Source organism: Streptomyces sp. S6, assembly GCF_054880855.1.
Genome location: NZ_JBTYMC010000008.1, coordinates 1 through 23,006 on the forward strand (window position 1 = coordinate 1; position 23,006 = coordinate 23,006).

Below are 23,006 nucleotides of genomic sequence, written 5' to 3' on the forward strand. Positions count from 1 at the left end.
ACCAGGTAGCGGATCGCGTCGAGTATGGCCCGGTGGCAGTACGCCTCCGGCTGTCCGCCCCGGCCGCGCAGCCAGCCCGGCACGGGCAGCAGCGGCCGGGCCACGGTCCACTCCGCGTCCGTCATGTCCGAGGGATACCGCCGAACACGTTCCGGGTGATCGGCCGCGTTTCCGAACCGGTGAGCGACACAATCACACGCCGGTGCAGCCGAGTTGAACTCCACCGGCATGAGCACGTAGAACTGCGGCAACAGGGTCTCCTGGATCTCGGTTGGCTTCGCAACCCCGAGCTACCAAGAGGCCCTGCCTTCATGCCCGCAGCCAGTGGCAACCACCCGATCGAGACTCCTGTTCGACGCACACCCCTCAAGATCGGAACGACAACAGCTACTCAGGAGTGGACGGACACGAAGAAGCTCAGGGCCTCGGTGCTGGCCATGCTCGGAGTTCTGTCGTCCGAGCCGGACATCGAAGACCGCTCGGGAGGCTCGCTGCGTTTGCCGCCCGGAGACCCGTACCTGGCAGAAGCAGCGATCCCCCGGATGGGAGGTGACTTCCTCGGGTACGTGCAACGCGTCACCGGCCCCTTCTTTACCTTCGGCAAGCGCCCCAAGGCACAGGCATTCGCCGGCCCTGGAAAGCTGAAGACGAGGACTGCCTACCTGGGCCCGGAGCACGGCACAACCAGCCGGGAGATCCACATCCCGGCAACGCCGGGCTTCCTGGAAGCGCCCGGACACGAAGTCCTGCCTCAGGTGCACACCCGCCCACAGCGCGACCGCGTCGCACCGACCGTGGATCAGCTGTTGGAGGTCGCCAAGACACTCAGCGGGCAGGACAAGCGCGTCCGCTACCTGCACAAGGTGCTCAAGCGGTTCTTCAAGAGCATGAAGACGACGACGGGGGCGCTGACCGAACTTGACCTGACTGCTGGCGATCTGCAGCTGCTCAACGCTCCCACAGGAAGCGGCAAAACCGTCCTGGTGAGGGTTCTGGCCTCCTGGGCCGCTCTGAACGACCGTCGCATCGCTCTCGCCGTCACAGACGTCCGGGCCACCCTGGAGATGGCCTGGGACATCAACAACGATCTGGCCTATCTCCACAAGATCAAACGTCTCACCGAGCCCACTCACTGCACGCCCTTGATGTCCCCGTCAAGCATGCACCGGCGCGCCATGGACTACGCAGCCCTGGGCACCTCCACCCAGATCGATGAGTGGGACCGTCACGCCAGGACGGACATCAGCCTTCTGTCGACCGGATGCGCGCAGCGGGCGCTGATGGACCCTCCCACTCTGTACCCCTACGGGGAAGAGAACTGCACCTCGCTGACCTCAGAGGCCACTGGCTCTAACCGGCTGACCTGTCCGTTCGCACCGACGTGCGGCAAATTCCACCAGTTCTACCAAGCCACCAACGCGGCAGTCATCGTCACCAACCACGCAAACCTTCTCGAAGGCCGCACTCGCATCGGTGTCGTGCTGGACGGGCAGGAGTTCCGCGGTCAAGCGCGCGGCACCCGGGGCATGAGCGTCCTGGAGATGACCCTCCGCTCCTGCGATGCACTGGTGATCGACGAGATCGACGCCTTCCAGACAGCAGCGATCAGTCGCTGTACCTCGGAAATCACTCTCGCGTCCCGGAAGAGGACAACCGCACTGCGGGAGATCGACTCCGACGCGAAGAACCTTCCCGTTGTCCACGAGATGGGGCTCGTCTCACCAGTCAGCCATGCCCGCCTCATGGCCGAGATGCTGCTGCTGTGGCTCTGCTCCGGACGTGGGCTGAAGCTGAATCCCGGCAACGAAACGGACGGCCCTGACGGCGCCAGCCGTGACAACACCGGATGGCGTCTGGCCCACTCACGGGACCGCGAGATTCTCCAGATCCTCTTCCCCGAAGCGACTGCGGCCGAGGACATCCCGCCCGAGCTGTTCGCCTTCCTCAACGAGATCATGCCCGCCCGCTGGTACGGCTCTGAGCAGGAGGAGGAAGAGTTCGACTTCCCCAAAGGCGCGGACTGGGACGCCGTTCAGACCGCCCTGATGACGCTCACAGCGCAGCGCGGTCAGGACCATCTCACGGACACCCGCGACGAAATGCGCAAGCTTCTCCTCGGGCTCGTGCCCGACGCACACCGGCAGGCTGCTGTGATCAACCTGCTGGTCACCCGGACAGTGCTGCGCGAACTCGACGGCGCACTCAACGAACTGCGCGCGCAGGCACAGACCCTGCGCTACCTCGACTTGGGCTCGGTCCGCAAAATCCTTGAGACCATGCGCAGCAGCACAGTGGCCACTCTGTATCCCTTGGCGATGCTGGGCCGCTCCATCCATGGCTACCAGGTCAAGGGCATGGACAACAAGGAGAAGGAAGCCGAGCTCCTCTCCCGCTCGTTCGGAGGCGATCCGCATACATTTGTTTCCGAACTCGGCGGCCTCACGTCGCTGTTGACTGCCGGCGTACAGCGGCCCGTCATGGGGCTGTCGGCCACCGCCTACCTGCCGCAGGCCGTGCAGGAGCACATCCACGCCCCGGTGCGATGGTGGCTTCCCGATACACGCCCCGAATCCATCGTCACCCTCGCAACTCCGGTACGAAGTGGCGCGGGCGATGCGATGCGTATCGGTGGTCTGCCACCAGAACTGAAGCCCAACGCCTTGCGAGATCTCGGGCGGGGACTCTACGAGCAGCAGCTCGCCCGCCGCTTGGCCCACCTGGAGAGGCGGGAGCCGGAACGAGCCCGTGTCATTCTCACCGTCAACTCCTACGAGCAGGCCGCCCACCTCGCTTCCGGAGTAGCGCAAGCCGACGGCCTGAACCACCGAATCTGCCTGCTCGTGAAGAAAGCCGAGAAACAGAACTACGAGGAGAACCTGCCTCCTCACGTGGACAGAATGGTCCGCGAGGAACTGAAGGACTTCCCCGACCGCGGGGAAATCCTGATCGCCCCCCTCGCTGTCATCGGACGAGGTCTGAACATCGTCGTGGGCACACGCTCCGCAGTCCGCGACATCTACCTCTGTGTACGGCCCGTCCTCAGCATCGAGGACACCGACTGGCTGCACGCGAGCGTCAACGCCGCCGGCGTCAACACCCTCCCCGTCGGCGGCAGCGACACCCCGCTGGCCAAGTTGCGCAGCGCCCAGGAAGCCTCCTGGAAACAACTTTCGAAGATCCTCCGTTCCCCGGCCCGGTTCTCCAACATGGACCACGACCTGCGCAAGGAACTTGTCGCAGGAATGCTCGTCCTGCTCATCCAACTCGCCGGACGAGCCCGCCGAGGCGAGACCGACATGACCCTGCACATCGTGGACCACGCCATCCACGACCAGAAGTTCAGCTCCGACCTGGCCACGATCATCAAGCAGATCTATGCCGACTGGAACCCAGAGCAGCGCGCGATCATGAATGAGCTCTACGGTCAAGCACTTCAGGCATTTCTCACCTACGCAGGGCTCGATCGCGAGATGCTCTGAACGACCTACATCTGCCCCCGTCCTTCCCCGGCGCAGGCGGGGGCTGCTTTTCCTGTCCGGGAGAAGAGCCGAGAGAAGAGGTAAGACCGTCCATGGGGCGTCGCAACACGCAGCGGGATCTCACCGCGCACACCACATCGATCAAGTGCACCCCACAGCTCCTGGACGGCATGACCGCCCTGGTCTGGGAATTCGGTGACTACCACTCGCCAACGCGCAGGGCCTGGCGCGACCTGGGCAGCACGGCCGCCCGCAACAGCAAGCGGATAACGGGCGTACAGGACTCCGACCCCTTCCTGATTCCATACTCCATCGCGGTCACCGTTCTCCAGCAGATCACCGACGGGTACGTGTACCTGGACAGAAACCTGGCGTTCATGGTGACGCTCAGCCCCGTGGAACCCGGCGTCCTCAAGAACGTCTTCGTCTACCTGGAAGGGATCGTCCGCAAGATCCCTCTCGACGAAATCCCGTTCATGGAAGAACCCACCCTGGCGAAACTGGTAGCCGGTGTCACGCCGCAGTCACTCAGTCTCGCCGAGAACATCCTCGCCCAGCAGGACGGCAGGCCAGCCAGCCCTGACAGCTGGGCCTATGAGGCGGTGAAGTGGCATATCGCGAAGAAGCTGGCCGCTGAGCCGCTCCTGGACACGGAAGTGGAACCGGTACGTGAGCCATACGAGAAAGACGGCGTGCTGAAGGAACGGATCGTCGACTGGCAGCCGTCCACCAACACCGCGGCCGTGTACTACCGACCCGACAGCGACGGCGATCTGATCGCATGGGACCACCCCATCGGCCCGCTGTTCGCCTCCCTGGCCCACCCCGTCAACCTCAGCGAAGCCGCCACAGCTCGTCCCAACGACCCCACACGGGCGCAAGTCCAGTACGCCATGTCCCGAGTCTCGGTGAAGATGGCCACCTACACCGCCGAGCCCAACCCCGTCCTGAACCTGAACGCACACATCCGCCGCGTCAACAACACCGTGGTCCACGCGCGCACTGCCTTGCTCGATCAAGGGACGGAGCGCCCCCTGCTGTCACTCTCTCTGGACGGATGGGGCCTGCGCCAGGCGAACAAGCACGCGCTGGAGATCCTGGCGAAACTCGACGCCGACCGGACAACGCTCACGGCGTTGGAGGAACGCGTTGCCGACGAACGCCACCGCCTGAGCCTCAAGGACGAAGACGGCAAGAGGATCGACATTCTCACGCCCGCGCCCGGCGCCATCCGGCCGACCATGCCTAAAACTGACTCCTTCGCCGTTGGTACCGGCGCCGGTATCTACCACCTCTCTCTCCTAAAGGACCAGATCCAGCGCGCCTTCGGCGACGACGTCTCCCTGCTCGAGCTGAAGTCGAAGGGGAATGTCTTCGGCAAGCGGCACCACGAACCTGCCACCTCGACGCAGGAGAAGGAGAAGAAGAAGCGAAAGAGCGATGGGGATTACATCGACCTCATCGGCAATCCCTCGCCCGACAGCATCCGGCGCTCCATCGAAACAGCCGGCTACACCAGACTCCGCATTCTGTGTCTCTGGTACCGGGACGAGACCCTCACACGCATGATCCATGGTCTCGCCCACCCCTACGGCCTCGATCCGAAACACATCGACCCCGACCCCTACGGAAAGGACACCACGCCTCTCGCGGAGGGCATCGAGGCGGTCTTCTGCAACGCCAAGGCTCTGCTGGAGCACGGTCCTGGTAAGGAGAGGGCATCAGACGTCGAGGCCCTCATCAGCCAGTTCGCAGAGCCAGGTGTGCTCCTCGCCGCCTGGTGCGAGACGGAGCTCCCCGTCCGCGGGGAAGAGCACGAAGGCATGAAACCTGCCGAGGTGAAAGCCGCCCTCGCCGAGAATGACGCCAAACACCAGGTAGTACGGGAGCTCGCAAAGGCGGCAGTGCCGTCTCAGTTCTTGGTCGGCCGCATGTATGACCCGTTCACCAAGACATTCAGCACCGTCAAGAAGCCCGCTGCGGCGTTCGAAGACCACCGCGTCTACATGGGACAGCTGGACCTGTACCGCTCGTGCGGCGTGATCGACGACCGGTTCGAACGTGCTCTCTACCCTGAAGACGACCCGTATCCGTTGCCCCGTATGGCCTTCGTGGGCATCCACATCCGCAAGCAGGCCACCGATCGCAAGTACAAGGGACAGCCCAAGAGGATCATCACCGCCACCGCAGTGATCCCCTCCCGCAAGGCCGGCGAGACCTGGCGCATGCTCGGTTGGAGCAACATCCACCCGCAGTGGGAGCACTACGCGCGGGCGCAGAGCAATTTCCACGCCTCCAACTACCCTCTGCACACACAGGACGGCCAAGGCGAAATGCAGCGCTGGGCACAGGCCGGCGAGGACGTCCGTACCGCTCTCCAAGACCTCAGCGACGAACTCGATGGGCTCCCGTACGCACTGATGATCGACGGCCACGCCAGCCGCCGCGTGTGGCCCGGCCTCCACAACAACAAGCAGGGTCTCACCCCGGACCCGGACGACCCCCGCCTGTGGCTTCCCGGCAGCGGCCTTCCTGCCTCCTGGAACCCCGTCAGCATCATTCGCATGAATTGCGCGCAGGCCGAGATGCCACGACTCGTCTGCGTCACCGAGAAGCTGAAGAACGGAACCACCAAGCCGCTCAGGACCTCCAGCGACCTCTACTACCCGGAAGACCGTCCCGAGGGGCATCCATGGTTCCTGTTCACCGAGCCCCGCAACTACGGCAAGAAGCGCCACGGACAGTGGAAGACCCGCTGGCGCGCCGACCCGGGCAAGGCGTCAAAGAACGCTGACGAGCGCAAGGAGAACGAGCTGAACTCCCCCTGGTACAGCATGACCACGCGCGAAATCACGCCGATGTACACGCGCAAGGGGTACGAGCGCGAGACCCTCGCCGTCGCCGCAGCTCGACTCAGCCATCAGGCACTCTCGTGGTCCGACCGAACCCGCTACCCCGCGCCACTTCACGCCGCACTGCAAATGGACCTTGGCCATCCCCAGTTCCGGCGCTCCGAGCCCAAGGACCAAGAGAGCATCGAGATCCTCAAGGAAGCCTGCGGTACCGACGTGTAATCCGACGTCGTCCCAGCCCCCCTACTGGCTTGGCGCGCCCCGAGAACTCCTAGCCTCGCGCTTTCATGAGGTGGCCTGTCCGCAGGCTGATCAGAAACACAGAAAGTGCTCTTGACCTGCAACGATAGGACTTGCTGAGGGTCCTGTTTGCTGCGAGGAAAAGAGCACTTTCCGGGTGAGAGAGCCTATCGCGTCGTACCCGCGTGTCCGTGTCCAGGGAGACGGCCGCCAGGTGGTCTCGCAGGCCGGCTCGGTCCTGCTGGTGGAGACGGTCCGTAGAACCGGCCTCGACCAGGCGATATCCGCGGCGCTGGCACCGTGGCGCACATCCCGGGCCGTCCATGATCCAGGGAAGATCCTCCTGGACGTCGCGCTGGCGGTCGCGCTGGGCGGGGACTGCCTGGCCGATGTCGGCATGCTGCGGGCCGAGCCCGCCGTGTTCGGGCCGGTGGCCTCCGACCCGACGGTCTCCCGCCTGGTCGACACCCTCGCAGCCTCCGGAGAGAAAGCCCTGCGGGCCATCCGTGCCGCGCGGGCCGAAGCACGCCGGCGGGCCTGGCAGTTGGCCGACCGGGAAGCGCCTGATGCGGGCGGGACGGTGACCGTGGACCTCGACGGGGTGCTGGTGATCGCGCACTCGGACAAGGAGGACGCCGCACCGACGTGGAAGCGAACCTACGGTCACCACCCGCTGATGGGGTTCGTCGACCACGGACCGGGCGGCACCGGTGAGCCGGTGGCGGCCCTACTCAGACCGGGCAACGCGGGCTCGAACACGGCCACCGACCACGTCACCGCCACCCAACTGGCCCTGGCCCAGCTCCCGAAGAAGTACCGGCGCGGGCGCCGGACCCTGATCCGCACCGACTCCGCGGGCGGCACCCACGACTTCGTCGCCTGGCTCGCCCAGCGAGGACGGTGGCTGTCCTACTCGGTCGGCATGGTCATCACCGAGGCGATCCACCAGCATGTGCTGAAGGTTCCGGCGTCGGCCTGGACGGCGGCCGTCGAGGCGGACGGCGAGATCCGTGACGGGGCCTGGGTCGCTGAACTCTCCGGCGACGTTCTGGACGGCTGGCCCAAGGGCATGCGGCTGATCGTCAGGAAGGAACGGCCGCACCCTGGGGCCCAGCTGCGGCTCACGGATGCGGACGGCATGCGGCTGACCTGTTTCGCCACCAACACCCCCTACCGGCCGATCGCCGAGCTCGAGCTCCGTCACCGGCTGCGGGCCCGGGCCGAGGACCGCATCCGCGCCGCCCGGGCCACCGGCCTGCGCAACCTGCCCCTGCACCGCACGGCCCAGAACCGGATCTGGCTGGAGATCGTGCAGATCGCTCTCGACCTGCTGGCCTGGATGCCGATGCTCGCACTGACGGGCAAGGCCAGGTGCTGGGAGCCCCGCCGACTACGGCTCCGCCTGTTCACCGCGGCCGGACAGCTTGTGACCACCGGCCGTCGGCGGATCCTCCGCGTGGCCCGGCACTGGCCCTGGACCAGCCACATCACCGCAGCCCTCGACCGGCTCACCCAACTGCCCAGCCCTGGCTGACCAGCAGATTCCCCGTCCCTTCGACAGCACCGCAACACCCGGAGCAGTGGAATCCGGCGCCACCCCGAGGCGACACTCGGGTCTCCGGCCTGCACAGCCTCAGCCCACAGCACGAAAACGGCCCGCCGACTCCGTCGGCGGACCGTCACGAAACTTCGAGGCTAGATGATCATGAAATCCGGGACTGATTGGTCTCAGTTCCGGTCTCATTCACCCCCGTCCGGGCTCGTCCGCACGAAGTCACCCCGAACGCTCCGCCGCAGCTCAGGACATCTACGACCCCCGCCGGACCCCCAAACGAACATTTGGAAAGCGTGTTGGGGGCAACCCCTCACGAGTTCGAATCTCGTATCCTCCGCCAGTGCCTCACCGGGCACGATGTCGAAGGGCCCCACCGTTCGCGGTGGGGCCCTTCGACGTTGTGCGGCTCGCTCCGGGGTGGACGGCCGACGACGATCTGTCGTGACCCCTTGCCGACCAGTGCCATGGCTTCCCTCGGCTTCCTTCTGCCGTCTCACCCGGCCTCGTCCGGGGCGGCGCGTTTGCCCCGGGTGCGGCGGCGGAGGGGGCGGAACAGGACGTACACCGTGGACACCACGACGAACGCCAGTCGTATCAGGCCCCGGGCCGAGTCGTCGGGGATGGTGAGGACAGGGACGTAGAGGGCGAGGAGGCCGATCCAGGTCCACCAGGGGATGAGGCGGCGTTGGCCGATGGTGTCCCAGAGGAGGGTGCCGAGGACGACGGAGGCCGTGTAGTAGGTGTAGACGCTGGGGTCGAGGGCGATGCGGGCGTTGGCGCCGAGGAGGACGACGGCGGGCCAGCGTCCGCGGTACACCGCGAAGCAGCCGAGGGCCAGGCCGAGGGCGGCTTGCGCGGGGCGGCCCCAGGCCGGGGTGTCGGGGGCGCCGACGCCGAGCCAGCGGAGGGGGGAGGCCGGCTGGACGGGGATCGTGAACTGGGCGGCAGCGTAGGAGTGGGGTGCGCCGATGAAGAAGGGGAGCCAGGCGGCGGCGACGAGGGCGGCGCAGACGAGGAACGCGCGGAGCCAGTCCCGTCGGGGGAGGGCGAGGAGGAGGGGGAGGAAGACCAGGGCGGTGGGTTTGGAGTCCAGGGCGAGCGCGAGAAAGGCTCCGGTCATGACGGCGGTGGAACGGGACGCCGCCGCTCCGACGCCGGTCACCGCCGAGCCGGACCCGTACGTCGCCGTCCCGGAGCCGGCCCACCCCGAGCCGGACCCGTACGACCCTGAGCCTGCCCCGTACGACCCCGAACCCGGGCCGGCCCACCCCGAGCCGGACCCGTACGACCCTGAGCCGGAGCCATGCGACGCCGTGCCCGAACCAGACCCGTACGCCCCTGAGCCGGACCCGTACGACCCCGAGCCGGCCCCGTACGACCCCGACCCCATGCCGGTCATCGCCGCCTTGATGCGGGCCAGCCTTGCCTGGACGCGGGGCGTCCCAGTGGGTGAGTCGGTCGGTGCGGGGTCGGTGCCGCCCGCCCCCGCACCGACCCCGCCCAGCCCCACCTTCCCTCTGGTCAGCGAGCGGACGGCGAGGGTTGTGAAGAAGAGGGCGAGGACGTCGTCCAGGTGGCCGAAGCGGACTGAGACCTCGATCCACATCGGGATGAACGCGAGGCCGGCGACGAGGACGCGTTGGCGGAGGCGCTGGTGGTTGGTGCCGGTGCCGAGGAGGTGGGTGGCGGCGCTGCGGCCGACGAGGACGAGGATGACCAGGCCGAGGAAGGACATCAGGGCGGCGGCGAGGAACTGGCCGGTGGCTTCGGGGAAGGGGTCGAAGAGGCCCGCGACCAGGAAGCTGATGGGGCCCATCTGGAGTTCGGGGTGGTGGGCGTAGAGGTTGAGGCCGCCGCCCGCGCCGCCGTAGATCAGTTGGCCGCCGGTGCGCAGGTAGTGCCAGGAGAAACCGCCGTGCGGCTCGACCACGGCGAACCACAGAAGCGTCCAGGCGGCGAGCAGCACGAGGTGCGTTCGCTGACCGATGACCGGCACGTCTCTTCCCTTTCGGTCCCTCTCGCCCCACACCGTTCACGGCGACATGTGCGGGGCCCGTCCTTTAGATGGCTGAAAAGGGCCGGAGGTTCTCTGGCGGGACCGTGCTGGTGTTCACACGGGGGTGCCGGTCCGTGTGCCGCCGTGGTGCGGGAACCGTATGAGTCGGTTCAACCGCCACCCCAAACCTTGAAAGTGCAAGTAGCCTGTTCCTGTTCCACCCGGCCCCCATACGGGTGGAGCGTCGTTCCCACGGCAGCTCGGTCTACGGGTATGACAGGGCCGACTCCCCCCACCGACCCCGTAATACCCAGGAGTGACCCCATGCCGGACACCACCGTGGTCGTCATACCTCTCTGGAAGGCCCTCAAGTCCCCGTCCAAGCCGGCACAGAACGGCGTACGACAGTGAGCGCGCCCTTCCTCTGCGCCGCCGTCGGACTGTTCGGCGCCGGGCTGACGGCGTTCGCCGCCTCCTGGCACGGCTGGGGCCACCACCGCCCCTGACCGGCAACGGCCCCGCAAGTCAGGGCCCCAGCGCCCCGGAGCCGCCCACAGCGGACGTGGTTCCGGCACGTGCCGTGTCCCGTGGGGACGGGGAGCGGCACCGTCACCGGACCCGGCAGCGGAACCACCCCCCGTTACGCTGCCGGGTCCGGCGACACATCCGCCGTTGACGGCGTCGGGGCTGTGACAGCACCTGCCCCTCAGGGCTCCCCCAGCCCCACTCACCGCCCCGGCCGAGGTACCCCACGCCGCCTGTCCACCTCGGCCCGCAGCCCCGCCCCTTCCCCTACCTCTGGATCCACACCTTCTGCTCCACCGACACCTGATCGACCTCCGACACCCGAACCGTCACCCGCATCGTCCACTCCCCGGCAATAGGAAGGCTGACGGAGTCAGCGGCCCAGTACCCGCCCCTGTTGACCAGCTTCGCCGCCAGCGGCCCGATGTCCTGGCTGTCGAGGCTGAAGGAGATGCGGAGTTCGGGGACGGTGGCGAAGCCGCCGTCGGCGGCGTAGACGACCGCTTCGAGGGAGTTGGGGCCGACGCGCCCGGGGTTGAGGGTGACCTGGACGGTGCCCTCGGCCTTCTTGCCGGGGACCGTGAGGCTGAAGGGGACACGGGAGACGGAGGTGGTGAGGATGCCGGTCTCCGCGCTGGAGGCCGTCGCCGCCTCCGCCTCCGCACGGCCCGGCAGGGTCCCGGTGAGGACGGTCGTGATGACCAGGACGACGACGGAGACGACGACCTCCAGGAGGACGGAGCGGCGCAGTGCCCGCCGGTGCGCGTCCTCGGCCGGGGTCAACTCCTCCGGATCGGGGCGGGACTTCAGCAACGGGGCCGGAGAGTCCGGCACCTCGGAGGTGTCCCCGGCGCCACCCGCCCCGACACCCTCCGGCTCCCTCTCCACCACACCCACGGCACCCTCGGCCCCCATGGCCCCCCCGGTGACCCCCACCCGCTCCCGCACCTCAAGTACAGAACTCACCGCACTTCCCCTCGTCTCACTCTGGCTCTCGCTCTCGGCCGCCTTCAACCGCCTCACGACCCCCCGCGACCACGCCCCCACCGCCAGCAGCGTCACCACGGCCGCCAGCTTCGCGAACAGGATGCGGCCGTAGGAGGAGTCGGTGAGCGCGGTGAGCGAACCAAGACCTCGCCAGGACTGGTAGACACCCGTCACCACGAGGACGACGACACAGGTCGCGGCGGTACGGGAGAAGGCAATGATCACCCGCGCGGGCACCGGAACAGAACTCCGGTTCAGCACGGAGAACAGAGAGGTGAGACCCCCCAACCATACGGCCATGGACAGGAGATGAAGGACCGTGGAGGTCATCGCGACCGGCACCTGGATCCCCGCGGAGGCGTGCTCGGCGGCGGCCCAGGTCAGCGCGAGGCCGACGATGGTGACGGCGCCGGCCGCGAGGGTGACCTTCTTGGACCACCACTTCTGCCACATGAGCAGCGCCAGCACTCCGAGCAGCAGCAGCCGGGCCACCAGCGCCAGCCCCGGACGCGTGGTCATCGTCCGGGACAGGGAGGACGCGTCGAAGATCCCGGCGAGGCTGGTCCCGGTCTCGTAGGGGCCCCGCAGCAGCAGGAGGAAGACGGTCGCCCCGGCCAGCGTCCAGCCCCCCACCCGCAGCGGACGGCGCAGCGCGCGGGTGTCCGGCGGGCGGCAGACGGCGATGAAGACGGCCGTGCCGATGAGGAGCGCGGCGGCGACGTAGGCGACGTAACGGGTCAGCGTGTAGACGCTGTTGGTGGTCGGGTTCTCCGTCGGGCCCGCGGAGAGCGGGGCCAGCGTCGGGGACGGCTTGCCTATGGAGAACGTGAAGGCGCCGGAGACGGGGTGGCTGTCGGCGGAGACGACGCGCCAGGCGACGGTGAAGGTGCCGGTGCCCGCGTCGGCCGGCATGGACACCCGCACGGCGTCCGACCGGCCCGGCACATGGCTCGCCTCGCCCGTCTTCACCCGGCGGTTGTCGGGGTTCAGGACGCGGATCGAGTCGTCGAGCAGGCCCACCGACTCGGTGAATCTGAGGGTGACTTCACGGGGGGCGGTCGGGACGACGCTCCCGTCGGCCGGGCCGGTCTCGGCCAGCGCCGCGTGCGCCGACGCCGTCCCCGCGCCACCGAAGACCAGCAGCACCAGGAGCGTGCCCAGCAGTACCGCGCCGCGCCGCAGCGCTCGGCGTATCTCACCCACGTCGTTCACTCCGCCTCCGTACGGCCCCCTGAGTCCATATCTCCCTGTACGTACGGCTCCGGTCCTCCCTCCGCTCACCACTTGCCCCACCGGCAATCCCCCCTCACGGCCTGCACAGCCGCCCGATACGCTCCGCTTGCCATGGATAACTCTCCGTGAGTACCCCGAGTTCCCCGTGCTCGTACTCCGAATAGGTGAACCCCGGGGCCATCGTGCAGCCGAACAGCGTCCACCCGCCGACCGGTCGCGCACCCATCCACGTGCGGGCGGGCACAGTCAGCTGGACGGCCTGGCCGTCGAGGACGTCCGGGCCCAGGACGGCCGTCCGGGAGGTGCCGTCCGGCGCGAGGAGCAGCATCTCCAGGGGTGCGCCGAGGTAGTGGTGCCAGGTCTCGTCGTGGGGGAGGCGGTGCAGGGCCGAGTACTCGTCGGCGCGCAGGAGGGCGACGATCGCCGTGCCGGCGGGGCGGCCGTCCGGGGTCGGCGGGCCGGTCCAGGTGCGGTGGAAGAGGCCGCCCTCGCGCGGGATCGGTTGCAGGGAGTAGTGGGAGATCAGGTCTTCCGGGGTCACCCGGGGAAGGCTACCTCCCGGGCGAGAAACGCCAGTTGGGCTCGCTTCGGGGGCAGTCGCACGTCCGGCAGATCGACTTCCGGGAGCGTGACGACCGGTCCCGCCGTGAACCCCTGACGCAGGAAGCGGGCCACCGCCTTCGCGTTGTCCGGATCAGGGTCGACGACGACTCTCCGGTGCCCCCGCACCAGGAACACGTACGCCGCGTACACCCCCAACAGCGCGGCGGACCAACCCGGTTGCCGCTCCCCCGGCGCCAGCAGGACGTGCACCCCCGCGTCCCCCGGCCGGACGTCGTAGCACGCACCGACCCGGTCCGCCGCCGGGTCGTACAGCTGAAGGAGAGCCACCGGAACGCCCTCCAGCTCGGCGAGGAAGGCGTGATGGGTGTCCAGGGTCGCCATGTGACCGTAGATCTCGGTGACTTGGGTCTCGGTGAGGCCGTTCATCCCCCAGAACGCGGCGCGTTCGGCGCTGACCCAGGTGTGGACCGTCCGCGCGTCGCCCTCGGGGTCGAGGGGACGGATACGGACGGCGCCGAAGCCGGGGACGGTCTGTTCATGGACGTACATCGTGCTGCCGCTCCTTGTGCAGTCGGTTCCAGTCGGTCACTACCTGGGCCAGATCTCCCCTGAGCCACAAGGGGAGTTGGTCGCCCTCGGGGACGATCCAGCGGCTGCGCCGCCGGTCGGCGACGTCCCACACGTACCGCGCCACCGGCCCTCGCGCCGCCCGGTCGGTGACCCCGGGGACCGCCGAGGTGCACAGCACGCAGTCGTGGTCCCCGGAGAGGGGCGGCGGCTCGTACGTGTCGTCCGGGAGTGCGCGCCAGGGGGTCAGACGGTGGGTGTCTCCCCACTTCGCGGCGGGGCGGACGGCGACGGCCTCCAGGGCTTCGCGGACGACGCCGTCGCGGTCGATGTCCGCCAGGAACGGCGCCGCCGACTCGTCGGCGCGCAGCAGGTGTTCGAGCGCGAACCCGATCCGGGGAGTGAGCGCGAGCCAGGGGAGGAGGACGTCGGGGTAGGCGGGCGGGGTGGTGAGGGCGGCGAAGGCCGGGTGGGCGGCGAGGCGGCGGACGACCTCGCTGCGGAGGGCCGCGTACGACGCCGCTTCCGTGCCGGCGGCGTCCATGCGGCGGTCCCAGTTCAGCAGGCGGTCCCGGAGGGCCTGCGCGGCCGGGGTGAGACCATCGAGTTCCGAGACCCGGCTCAACAGGGGTTCCGCCGACGCCAGTTGGGTGTCCATGTGGATCGCCCCGAGGTCCTCCGGCGTCCACCGGCGGCGTTCCTGAAGGAGCCGGCGGATCCGGTCGGCCCGGTGGGGCGGGGCGAACTCCACGCCCAACTCCGTTGCCAGGCCCCGCTGATTGGCCATCACGGCGATGCCGTCGGCCAGTTCGGCGCGGGGCATGTCGTGCCAGCCGGTCCAGTCGTGACCGGGCTCCCAGGCCGGGACCACTCGGACGCGGCCCGCCTCCGCACGGACGGGGACGCGGCCGGCGACCCGGTGCAGGGTGCCCCCGGCGGTGTCGGCGGCCTGGACGACGTTCACCGGCTCGCACCAGTCGTCGAACGCGGCGTCCACGTCGGCCACTTCACGCGCCCGCAGCAGCTTGAGCAGTGCGCCGAACCCCAACTCACCTGTCACGCGCGGCGGATACCGCAGGCTCAGCGCCGACGGCGTCCCGTCGTCCAGCCCTTCGGGCCCGCCCACGACGACCGGTCCCCGGGGTGTCTCCAACACCTCGACCTCGACCGGGAGTTCACCCGCCACCTCGATCAGTTCCGTGCGCCGGGAGATCCGCCGCCACACTCCGTCCGGGTCCAGCGCCTCCACCCCGGCGCCGGTCCGGCGCAGCTTCTCCCGGTACAGGTCCTGGTAGTCGGCCATCGCGTTGGTGATCGCCCACGCGACCGTCCCCGTGTGCCCGAAGTGCGCGATCCCGGGGACACCGGGGACGGCGAGGCCGACGACGTCGTACTCGTCGCAGGCGAGGCGGATCTGCTGGTAGATGCCGGGGTCCTCGATGAACCGGTGCGGGTCGCCCGCGATCAGGGCACCGCCGTCGGCCGTCCGACTGCCGTCCAGGAGCCAGCCGTTGCTGCCGGAGGTGGCCGGGCCGTCCGTCGCGAACAGGGGGACCGCGTCGGGGCCGAGGTGCGAAATCGCCTCCTCGCGCCAGAGTTTGGCGGGGAAACCGGCGAACAGGATGTGGACGGAGAGCCAGATGGCGAGGGGGGTCCAGGGGGACCAGGGGGTGAGGGTGAGGCCTACGCGGGCGAACTCGGGGGCGGGGTGGGGACGTTCGGGGCGAGCCCCCGAAGCACCCGCGCCCCCCACCCCCAACCCCTCGTTGACCCCCTCCACATAGGCCCGCACCCACCCCGCCGTCTCCGGATCCTCCCGCTCCAGCCTCTCGAAGCATCTTCGGGCCGTGTCCGCCAGCCGTGCCCGCCGCGCGAACGTGTCCCACGACAGCGCGTCCGCCCCCAGGAACGCCGCCGACGTCCCCTGTGCCCTGTGGCGTTCCACCTCCAACTGCCAAGCGCGGTCACGGGCGGTGACGAGGCCCTGCGCGTGGGCGAGGGCGAGGGGGGTGGTGGCGCGAAGGTGGGGGACGCCCCAGGGGTCGCGGTAGATCTCGGTGGTCATTCTGGGCACTCCCCGTTCTTTAGGTTAGCCTTGCCTAACTTAACCGGGAGCAGCGTACGTGAGGGGCGAAATAACCATGGCGCAGGGTCGGGGATGGGAGGGTGCGGTCCTGAAGCTCATGCGAGCCAAGGACTTCACGCTCACCGTGACGGCGAACGAGCAGGTCGGCGAGGGGTACCTCCGGCTGCGGCTCACAGACGGCGGACTGCTCGCCGCAAGCCCCGTGCACCCGACGATGTGGGTGCGGCTGTGGTTCCGCAACGCCGGACGACCCCACCAGCGCGCGTACACCCTGGTCGATCCCGACCCCGGGAGCGGCACGTTCGCCCTGGAGTTCGCGCTCCACGAAGGCGCCGCCAGCGATTGGGCGCGCGGCGCGAAAGCGGGCGACACGATCGAGGCGACCGTCCAGGGCACCGGGTTCGAGACCCCCGTGCCCGTCCCCACGCACATCCTCGCGATCGGCGATCCCGCGTCGCTGCCCGCCATCAACTCCCTGCTGGACGCGCATGGTTCGATACCGGCGACGGTCTGGTTCGAGGGCGGGGACGAGGAGTTGCCGTTCCGGCACGGCGTACGGCGCGTCCCACGCGGTGAGTTGGCCGACCGCGTCAAGGCGGAACTCCCCGAGGTCCTCGCGTCGACGCCGTCCCCGTACGTCTGGATCGCCTGCGACACCCTGACGACGCGGACGCTGTCGTCGTACGTCCGCAAGGACCTCGGTGTCGCCCGGGAGCGGCTGCACGCGCTGGGGTACTGGCGCGCGGACTGACCTCTTCGGCGGGATCATCGGGGCATGGACGTCACCCTGCACCTCGCACAGGACTCCGAGGCCGACGAACTCCTCGGGCGGTCCGCCCTCGCCGCGCTGGTCGGCATGCTGCTGGACCAGCAAGTGCCGATGGAGTGGGCCTTCAAGGGGCCTCGGACCATCGCGGACCGGTTGGGGGCCGATGATCTCGACGCGCGGGAGATCGCCGCGATGGATCCGGAGCGGTTCGCTTCGACGCTGTCCGAGAAGCCTGCGGTGCACCGGTATCCCGGGTCCATGGCGAAGAGGGTGCAGCAACTGTGCCAGTACCTCGTCGAGCACTACGACGGGGACGCGGAGAAGGTGTGGGCGGGGGTCGGGAGCGGGGGTGAGCTGTTGAAGCGGCTTGAGGATCTGCCCGGGTTCGGGAAGCAGAAGGCGCAGATTTTTCTGGCGTTGCTGGGTAAGCAGTTGGGGGTTCGGCCGAAGGGGTGGCGGGAGGCTGCGGGGGGTTATGGGGAGGCCAGGGTTTATCGGTCGGTGGCGGATATCACGGGAGTGGATTCCTTGGCCAAGGTTCGGGCTTATAAGCAGGAGACAAAGCGGGCCGCCAAAGAAACCCCCTGAAAAAGCTCCCTCCACACGTCCTCTGCGCTCCCCCGAACGGGTTGATTTCCTTACCCCCATGACTCACCCCCCGCGTGCCATGGGCATCCCCGTTATGTGAGCGGTACACGACTTCCTTCGCGCGGCCGGGTCTGGCTGCGGGCTCTGGTTGTGATGCTCGCGTTGTTGGTGCCGGGGGAAGTCTGCACGGTGCCGTGTGTGGCGATGGCGGTCGAGAGCGTCGAGTACGACGTCGTGGACAGCGGGCTGAACCCGTCGGCGGCGCCGGTGTCGCGCCCGACGGAGTCACCGAAGGTGACGACGACGGCGCCCGAACCGCTTCCGGAGAAGGCCCCGGAAATCCGTGTGCCCTATGGGCATTCCTCTCGGCGATGTGTGGTTCTGCGGTGCTGATCAAGGCGTTGTGGAAAAGCGCCCATCAACATCACGCAGAGCGAGGAATCATGCCCACAGATCCTTATGCGGTGCTGCGCGCCCTCTTGCGCGCGGAGGCTCGACGTACGGCGCCGGCAATCCAGGAGAAGCAGGCGGAGAACGAGAAGCGGAGTCAGCCGCAGGCTGAGCAGAGCCGCTGAACAAGGAGGGGTGAGCCGACCGGGATTTCCCCGAAGGTCCACCCCTTTTCAGCGTCGCCTTCTCGCCGTACCGAAAAGCGAACGCGTGATCTCCCGGCCCAGTTGCGTGCCGATCGAGCGGGCCAGGGATTTGAACATCCCACTCCCCACGACCTGCTCCACCATCGACGGAGCCTCCTTCGGCGTCTTCGGCTCCCTCGGCACCACCTCGGGACGCGAAGAAGCGCGCTGTAGTTTCTCGTACGCCGATTCTCTGTCCACAGCCTGTGCATAACGTCCGTACAGCGGAGAACCGGCGACCGCCCGTTCCAAGGCATCCGCGTCGACCGGCCCCATCAACGACTCCGGCGCCCGAAGCCGCGTCGCCGCGACCGGAGTCGGCGCCCCCTTCTCGCTGAGGACGGTCACGACCGCCTCCCCCGTTCCCAACGACGTGAGGAGCTCCTCAAGGTCGTACGCGGAATTCGGAAACGTCTTCACCGTCGCCTTCAGCGCTTTCTGGTCGTCCGGCGTGAAGGCGCGCAACGCGTGCTGGACGCGGTTGCCGAGTTGGGCGAGGACGTCGGAGGGGACGTCCTTGGGGGTCTGGGTGACGAAGAAGACGCCGACGCCTTTGGAGCGGATGAGGCGGACGGTCTGGGTGATGGAGTCGAGGAACGCCTTCGAGGCGCCGTTGAAGAGGAGGTGCGCCTCGTCGAAGAAGAAGACGAGTCTGGGTTTGTCGGCGTCGCCGATCTCGGGGAGGTCGTGGAAGAGGTCGGCGAGGAGCCACATCAGGAATGTGGAGAAAAGCTGGTGTTTGTCCTGGACCGCCGGGAGTTCGAGGACGGAGACGATTCCCCGGCCGTCGGGGGAGAGCCGGAGGAAATCGGCCGTGTCGAATTCGGGTTCGCCGAAGAAGTCGGACATGCCCTGGGCCTCGAAGGCGGTCAGGGAGCGGAGGATCACGCCCGCTGTGGCCGTCGAGAGGCCGCCGATGTTCTTCAGCTCCGCCTTTCCCTCGTCCGAGGTGAGGAAGGCGACGACCGCGCGGAGGTCTTTCAGGTCGAGGAGTTCGAGGCCCTTCGTGTCGGCGTAGTGGAAGATCAGGCCGAGGGACTGCTCCTGGGTGGGGTTCAGCTGGAGCACCTTGGCGAGCAGGACGGGGCCGAAGCTGGTGACCGTCGCGCGGACGGGGATGCCGTGGCCGATGCCGCCGAGGGCGTAGAACTCCGCGGGGAACCCGGCGGGGGTCCATTTCTGGCCTACTTCGGCCGCCCTGGCCTGTACTTTCTCCCCCGCCGCACCCGGCGCCGAAATGCCGGAGAGGTCGCCCTTCACGTCCGCGAGGAAGACCGGGACGCCCTGCGCCGAGAGCTGTTCGGCGATCAGCTGGAGCGTCTTCGTCTTGCCGGTGCCGGTCGCGCCGGCGACCAGACCGTGCCGGTTGAGCACGGGCAGCGGGATGCGGACGGCGGCCTCGGGGTGGGCCGTGCCGTCCCAGAGGAGGGCGCCGAGGTCGAGCGCCTGGCCCGAGAAGGCGTAACCGTTCGCGATCTCCGTGACCGCGTCCGGGGTCGGTTCGCTCGTACCCATCGACTGCCCCTCGTTCCCGGTTTGCCTCGTTCCATGACGTTATTTGCAGCGTCGCACTCCGCCGCCGTGGCTGCGCCCGGAAGGTCTGGCCCGGTAGGCTTTCCGTGTGATCTTCAAGCGCATCGGAAACGGCCGGCCGTACCCCGACCACGGCCGGGAGAGCACCCGGCAGTGGGCGGACGTCGCACCGCGCCCGGTCCGCCTCGATCAGCTCGTGACGACGAAGCAGCAGCTCGATCTGGAGACGCTGCTCGCCGAGGACTCGACGTTCTACGGAGACCTCTTCGCGCATGTCGTGAAGTGGCAGGGCGATCTGTATCTGGAGGACGGGCTGCACCGGGCGGTTCGGGCGGCATTGCAGCAGCGGCAGGTGCTGCACGCGCGCGTCCTCGAACTGGACCAGTAACCCCCTGGCAGGTGACGGCGTTGCCCCTTTCGGGTGCAATCCGTGCGACCACGCGGTGTCGGATGATCGTTTATTAGTCACGGGCCCGTCGGAGCACTACGCTGCGCCCATGAGCATGCTGACTCCCCCCGGCATGGGCGGCAAGTACCGCATCACAGGCGACAAGTACCCGCGCATGCGGCCATCTCGGCGGCGTGGGCGGCTTGTTGTGGTCGTCGTCGCGTGCGGAGCGGTCCTCGGGGTCGCCGGGTGGGGGACGATGCAGCTCGTCGACGTCTTCACCGGTGGCGGCGGGACGGCTTCGGCCGCGCCCGGCGGGGACTGTGCGCCGAAGAAGGCCGTGCCGTCCGATGCGCCGAAGGTCGCGCTTCCGCAGCCCGCGCAGATCACTGTGAACGTCTTCAACGCGACCACCCGCAAGGGGCTCGCCAAGACCACCGCCGACGAGTTGAAGAAGCGGGGGTTCAAGGTGGGGCAGGTCGGGAACGCCGCCGCCCAGTTCGACAAGAAGGTTCCCGGCACCGGGGTGTTGGTGGGCCTGCCCGCCGCGTCCGGGACGTCTCTGTCGGTCGTCGGGGTCCAACTGCCCGGCGCCGAGCGGAAGACGGACGCCGCGCGCAAGGACGCGTCCGTGGACCTCGTCATCGGGAACGCGTTCAAGGGCCTGGCGACGCCGGCTGACGCGACCAAGGCCCTTGCCGCACTGAATGCGCCGAAGACGGCAACTGAGGTGACGAAGAAGGGCTGTTGAGAACCCAGCCCCGTCCGTCCGAGGAAGACCGCTACTCCGCCGCCCCGTAAAGGCGGTCCCCCGCGTCCCCCAGCCCCGGCACGATGTACCCCTGCTCGTTCAGCCGCTCGTCCACCGCCGCCGTCACCACCGTCACCGGCGTCCCCGCCAGCTCCCGCTCCATGACCTCGACGCCCTCGGGCGCGGCGAGCAGCACCACGGCCGTCACGTCGTCCGCACCCCGCCTGATCAGCTCGCGGATCGCGGCGACCAGCGTGCCCCCGGTGGCCAGCATCGGGTCCAGGACGTACACCTGGCGTCCGGAGAGGTCCTCCGGCATGCGGGTGGCGTAGGTCGACGCCTCCAGGGTCTCCTCGTTGCGGATCATGCCGAGGAAGCCGACCTCGGCGGTGGGCAGGAGGCGGACCATGCCGTCGAGCATGCCGAGGCCGGCGCGGAGGATGGGGACGACGAGGGGGCGGGGGTGCGACAGCTTCACGCCGGTCGTCTCGGTGACCGGGGTGACGATGTCGACCTGCTCGGTGCGGACGTCCCGGGTGGCCTCGTAGGCGAGGAGGGTGACCAGTTCGTCGGCCAGGCGGCGGAAGGTCGCGGAGTCCGTGCGCCGGTCGCGCAGCGTGGTGAGCTTGTGAGCGACCAGAGGGTGGTCGACGACGTGGAGACGCATACCCCCAGATTAACCGGGGCGACACCCGATTCGCTCTGGCGTCGGACCCCCGAACAGGTGGACAGTGGTCGTGACCGACTTGAACCGGGGTGGTGTGAACTGTGCCGGAACACGCAGAAGACGCAGAAACCGACGATGCCCCCGAGAGCCCGGCCGACCGCCGGCGCCGTCGCGCCCGTTTCCTGCGGGAGCTGGCGGAGGCCCGTGAGCTGCGCGACCGGGTCCAGCCGCGCAGGGCCAAGGCGGCTCGCCTCCGTCACGCGATGCGCATGCGGACGTTCCGCTGGTGACCCGGCGCGACCCCCTGAGGTGAAGATCACCGCCGTCTCACCCGCCTCAAGCCCCGCTCGTGCGTGGGCCGATGGCAAAGCCGCGTACGATCCGCTGGTGGCAGGAGCGAGTGCGCTGGTGGGTCGTGGTCATCCACGATCAAAATGCCGGACACAGGGTGCCGAAGACGTCCCCTGGAGCCCTGGTTTCTGCCACGATTCCGAGTGGGTGGGGCTCGGCGCCAGCGCTCTTGAACCACCCGAAGACCTCCGCCGGGGGGACCCCCAACCGGCACACCTTTGACCATCTGGGAGAGTCACGGTGTACTTCGCCGCACTGCTCGCGCGCACCGAAGACGGGTGGGAAGCGAGCGACACAGAGCTCGACGACGTGGAAACACTGTCGGATCTGGCCGACCTGGCCCGCGAGTCGTCCGTCGAGGACGACACGGTTCTCGTGCTCATCGAGCAGGAGGACGCCTGGTTCAGCGTCGTCCGCGTGGACGGCGAGGACGACCCCCGCGTCTACGTCTCGGACGCCGCGGTGGCCGCCCGCAGCTCGTACGGCGAGGTACTGCTCGCCGATCTGCTCGCCAAGGATTCCGACGACGATCTGGACGCCCTCGACCTCGACGGCACCGAGGACGGCGAGGAGGACGATGACGACGACTCGGCCGCCGAAGCCGTCCCGCACGGCCCCCTCGGCGACGCTCGCCTCCTGGACGACCTCGGCATCTCGGAGAAGCAGCTGAAGGCGTTCGACGCCGACGCGCTCACCGAGATCGCCGACGCCCTCGGCGCCACCGAGATCCTGGAAGCCGTCCGCTGACGTACGACCCCGTACGCGACCCCTGGCACCCCGCGATGCGGCTCGCCCTCGCCGAGGCGGAGCGAGCCGGTCCGGACGTCCCCGTCGGCGCCGTCGTCCTGGCTCCGGACGGGACGACGGTGCTGGCGGCAGCGCACAACGAGCGGGAGGCGTCGGGCGACCCGACCGCCCACGCGGAGGTCCTGGCACTGCGCCGGGCCGCCTCCGAGCTGGGCGAGTGGCGGCTCGTCGACTGCACGCTCGTCGTCACGCTGGAGCCGTGTGTGATGTGTGCGGGGGCGCTGGTGCAGGCCCGGGTGGACCGGGTGGTCTACGGGGCGCGGGACGAGAAGGCGGGGGGGGTGGGGTCGGTGTGGGATCTCGTGCGGGATCGGCGCCTGAACCATCGTCCGGAGGTGATCGGCGAGGTGCTCGCGGAGGAGTGCGCGACCTTGCTGACCAGCTTCTTTCGGGGTGCCTGAGGGGGCTGCGGATACGGATTTCCGAGCAGCCG

General features: G+C 68.7%; 18 protein-coding genes. 11 read left to right on the forward strand and 7 right to left on the reverse strand.

All coding sequences use genetic code 11. The features are described from left to right. The first annotated feature begins 311 nt into the window (after positions 1–311). The 3 genes from ACVNF4_RS02175 (at position 312) to ACVNF4_RS02185 (ending at position 8,105) form a co-directional block, all read left to right on the forward strand. Positions 312–3,479 carry a hypothetical protein gene (locus tag ACVNF4_RS02175; protein ID WP_461800901.1) on the forward strand — a complete coding sequence of 1,056 codons (3,168 nt, stop codon included), beginning with the start codon at positions 312–314 and terminating at the stop codon, positions 3,477–3,479. 92 nt (positions 3,480–3,571) lie between these two features. Continuing rightward, on the forward strand, positions 3,572–6,553 hold the full coding sequence (locus ACVNF4_RS02180; RefSeq protein WP_461800902.1) for an RNaseH domain-containing protein: 2,982 nt from the start codon (positions 3,572–3,574) through the stop codon (positions 6,551–6,553). Between the two features lie 175 nt (positions 6,554–6,728). Further along, the gene (locus ACVNF4_RS02185; protein WP_461800903.1) at positions 6,729–8,105 is read left to right on the forward strand and encodes an IS1380 family transposase; all 1,377 of its coding nucleotides are present in this window, start codon (positions 6,729–6,731) and stop codon (positions 8,103–8,105) included. A 514-nt stretch (positions 8,106–8,619) separates the two neighbouring features. On the opposite strand, the gene ACVNF4_RS02190 is transcribed toward ACVNF4_RS02185, so the two are convergent. The 5 genes from ACVNF4_RS02190 to ACVNF4_RS02210 form a co-directional block, all read right to left on the reverse strand. Further along, on the reverse strand, positions 8,620–10,122 hold the full coding sequence (locus ACVNF4_RS02190) for a hypothetical protein (protein ID WP_461800904.1): 1,503 nt from the start codon (positions 10,120–10,122) through the stop codon (positions 8,620–8,622). A gap of 792 nt (positions 10,123–10,914) precedes the next feature. Then, positions 10,915–12,846, reverse strand: a complete 1,932-nt coding sequence (locus tag ACVNF4_RS02195; RefSeq protein ID WP_461800905.1) for a copper resistance CopC/CopD family protein — start codon at positions 12,844–12,846, stop codon at positions 10,915–10,917. 94 nt (positions 12,847–12,940) lie between these two features. Continuing rightward, complete coding sequence (locus ACVNF4_RS02200; protein ID WP_461800906.1) at positions 12,941–13,408, reverse strand: cupin domain-containing protein; 468 nt, start codon at positions 13,406–13,408, stop codon at positions 12,941–12,943. Continuing rightward, the gene (locus ACVNF4_RS02205; RefSeq protein ID WP_461800907.1) at positions 13,405–13,980 is read right to left on the reverse strand and encodes a GNAT family N-acetyltransferase; all 576 of its coding nucleotides are present in this window, start codon (positions 13,978–13,980) and stop codon (positions 13,405–13,407) included. The genes ACVNF4_RS02200 and ACVNF4_RS02205 overlap by 4 nt, the downstream gene beginning before the upstream one ends. Beyond that, complete coding sequence (locus tag ACVNF4_RS02210; protein ID WP_461800908.1) at positions 13,967–16,063, reverse strand: penicillin acylase family protein; 2,097 nt, start codon at positions 16,061–16,063, stop codon at positions 13,967–13,969. The genes ACVNF4_RS02205 and ACVNF4_RS02210 overlap by 14 nt, the downstream gene beginning before the upstream one ends. 76 nt (positions 16,064–16,139) lie before the next feature. Here ACVNF4_RS02210 and ACVNF4_RS02215 point away from each other — a divergent pair, with 76 nt between their 5' ends. The 3 genes from ACVNF4_RS02215 (at position 16,140) to ACVNF4_RS02225 (ending at position 18,016) form a co-directional block, all read left to right on the forward strand. Next, positions 16,140–16,835, forward strand: a complete 696-nt coding sequence (locus ACVNF4_RS02215) for a siderophore-interacting protein (RefSeq protein ID WP_461800909.1) — start codon at positions 16,140–16,142, stop codon at positions 16,833–16,835. A 24-nt stretch (positions 16,836–16,859) separates the two neighbouring features. Continuing rightward, positions 16,860–17,441 carry an HhH-GPD-type base excision DNA repair protein gene (locus tag ACVNF4_RS02220; RefSeq protein WP_461800910.1) on the forward strand — a complete coding sequence of 194 codons (582 nt, stop codon included), beginning with the start codon at positions 16,860–16,862 and terminating at the stop codon, positions 17,439–17,441. A gap of 386 nt (positions 17,442–17,827) precedes the next feature. Further along, positions 17,828–18,016, forward strand: a complete 189-nt coding sequence (locus ACVNF4_RS02225; protein WP_461800911.1) for a hypothetical protein — start codon at positions 17,828–17,830, stop codon at positions 18,014–18,016. Positions 18,017–18,064: 48 nt separating this feature from the next. Here the strand turns inward: ACVNF4_RS02225 and ACVNF4_RS02230 are convergent, their stop codons facing one another. Continuing rightward, positions 18,065–19,591, reverse strand: coding sequence for a helicase HerA-like domain-containing protein (locus ACVNF4_RS02230; protein WP_461800912.1), 1,527 nt, complete (start codon positions 19,589–19,591; stop codon positions 18,065–18,067). Positions 19,592–19,697: 106 nt separating this feature from the next. On the opposite strand from ACVNF4_RS02230, the gene ACVNF4_RS02235 reads away from it, so the two are divergent. Next, positions 19,698–19,997, forward strand: coding sequence for a type II toxin-antitoxin system VapB family antitoxin (locus ACVNF4_RS02235; protein ID WP_319734721.1), 300 nt, complete (start codon positions 19,698–19,700; stop codon positions 19,995–19,997). A gap of 133 nt (positions 19,998–20,130) precedes the next feature. Next, a complete protein-coding gene (locus tag ACVNF4_RS02240) occupies positions 20,131–20,748 on the forward strand; it encodes a LytR C-terminal domain-containing protein (RefSeq protein WP_461800946.1) in 618 nt (205 codons plus the stop codon). 31 nt (positions 20,749–20,779) lie between these two features. On the opposite strand, the gene upp is transcribed toward ACVNF4_RS02240, so the two are convergent. Next, complete coding sequence (upp, locus tag ACVNF4_RS02245; protein WP_461800913.1) at positions 20,780–21,415, reverse strand: uracil phosphoribosyltransferase; 636 nt, start codon at positions 21,413–21,415, stop codon at positions 20,780–20,782. 101 nt (positions 21,416–21,516) lie between these two features. Here upp and ACVNF4_RS02250 point away from each other — a divergent pair, with 101 nt between their 5' ends. From ACVNF4_RS02250 to tadA, 3 genes are all read left to right on the forward strand, one after another. Beyond that, on the forward strand, positions 21,517–21,705 hold the full coding sequence (locus ACVNF4_RS02250) for a hypothetical protein (protein WP_461800914.1): 189 nt from the start codon (positions 21,517–21,519) through the stop codon (positions 21,703–21,705). Between the two features lie 301 nt (positions 21,706–22,006). After that, positions 22,007–22,513 carry a tRNA adenosine deaminase-associated protein gene (locus tag ACVNF4_RS02255; RefSeq protein ID WP_461800915.1) on the forward strand — a complete coding sequence of 169 codons (507 nt, stop codon included), beginning with the start codon at positions 22,007–22,009 and terminating at the stop codon, positions 22,511–22,513. A gap of 35 nt (positions 22,514–22,548) precedes the next feature. Continuing rightward, positions 22,549–22,974: a tRNA adenosine(34) deaminase TadA gene (tadA, locus tag ACVNF4_RS02260; RefSeq protein ID WP_461800916.1), complete on the forward strand. Its 426-nt coding sequence runs from the start codon at positions 22,549–22,551 to the stop codon at positions 22,972–22,974. Positions 22,975–23,006 lie beyond the last annotated feature (32 nt).

Excerpts from the sequence above, each read along its gene's own strand:
- ACVNF4_RS02175 (WP_461800901.1), top strand. The coding sequence starts at position 312 with ATGCCCGCAGCCAGTGGCAACCACCCGATCGAGACTCCTGTTCGACGC.
- ACVNF4_RS02205 (WP_461800907.1), bottom strand. The coding sequence starts at position 13,980 with ATGTACGTCCATGAACAGACCGTCCCCGGCTTCGGCGCCGTCCGTATC.
- ACVNF4_RS02215 (WP_461800909.1), top strand. The coding sequence starts at position 16,140 with ATGGCGCAGGGTCGGGGATGGGAGGGTGCGGTCCTGAAGCTCATGCGA.
- upp (WP_461800913.1), bottom strand. The coding sequence starts at position 21,415 with ATGCGTCTCCACGTCGTCGACCACCCTCTGGTCGCTCACAAGCTCACC.
- ACVNF4_RS02180 (WP_461800902.1), top strand. The coding sequence starts at position 3,572 with ATGGGGCGTCGCAACACGCAGCGGGATCTCACCGCGCACACCACATCG.
- ACVNF4_RS02220 (WP_461800910.1), top strand. The coding sequence starts at position 16,860 with ATGGACGTCACCCTGCACCTCGCACAGGACTCCGAGGCCGACGAACTC.
- tadA (WP_461800916.1), top strand. The coding sequence starts at position 22,549 with ATGCGGCTCGCCCTCGCCGAGGCGGAGCGAGCCGGTCCGGACGTCCCC.
- ACVNF4_RS02230 (WP_461800912.1), bottom strand. The coding sequence starts at position 19,591 with ATGGGTACGAGCGAACCGACCCCGGACGCGGTCACGGAGATCGCGAAC.
- ACVNF4_RS02240 (WP_461800946.1), top strand. The coding sequence starts at position 20,131 with ATGGGCGGCAAGTACCGCATCACAGGCGACAAGTACCCGCGCATGCGG.
- ACVNF4_RS02210 (WP_461800908.1), bottom strand. The coding sequence starts at position 16,063 with ATGACCACCGAGATCTACCGCGACCCCTGGGGCGTCCCCCACCTTCGC.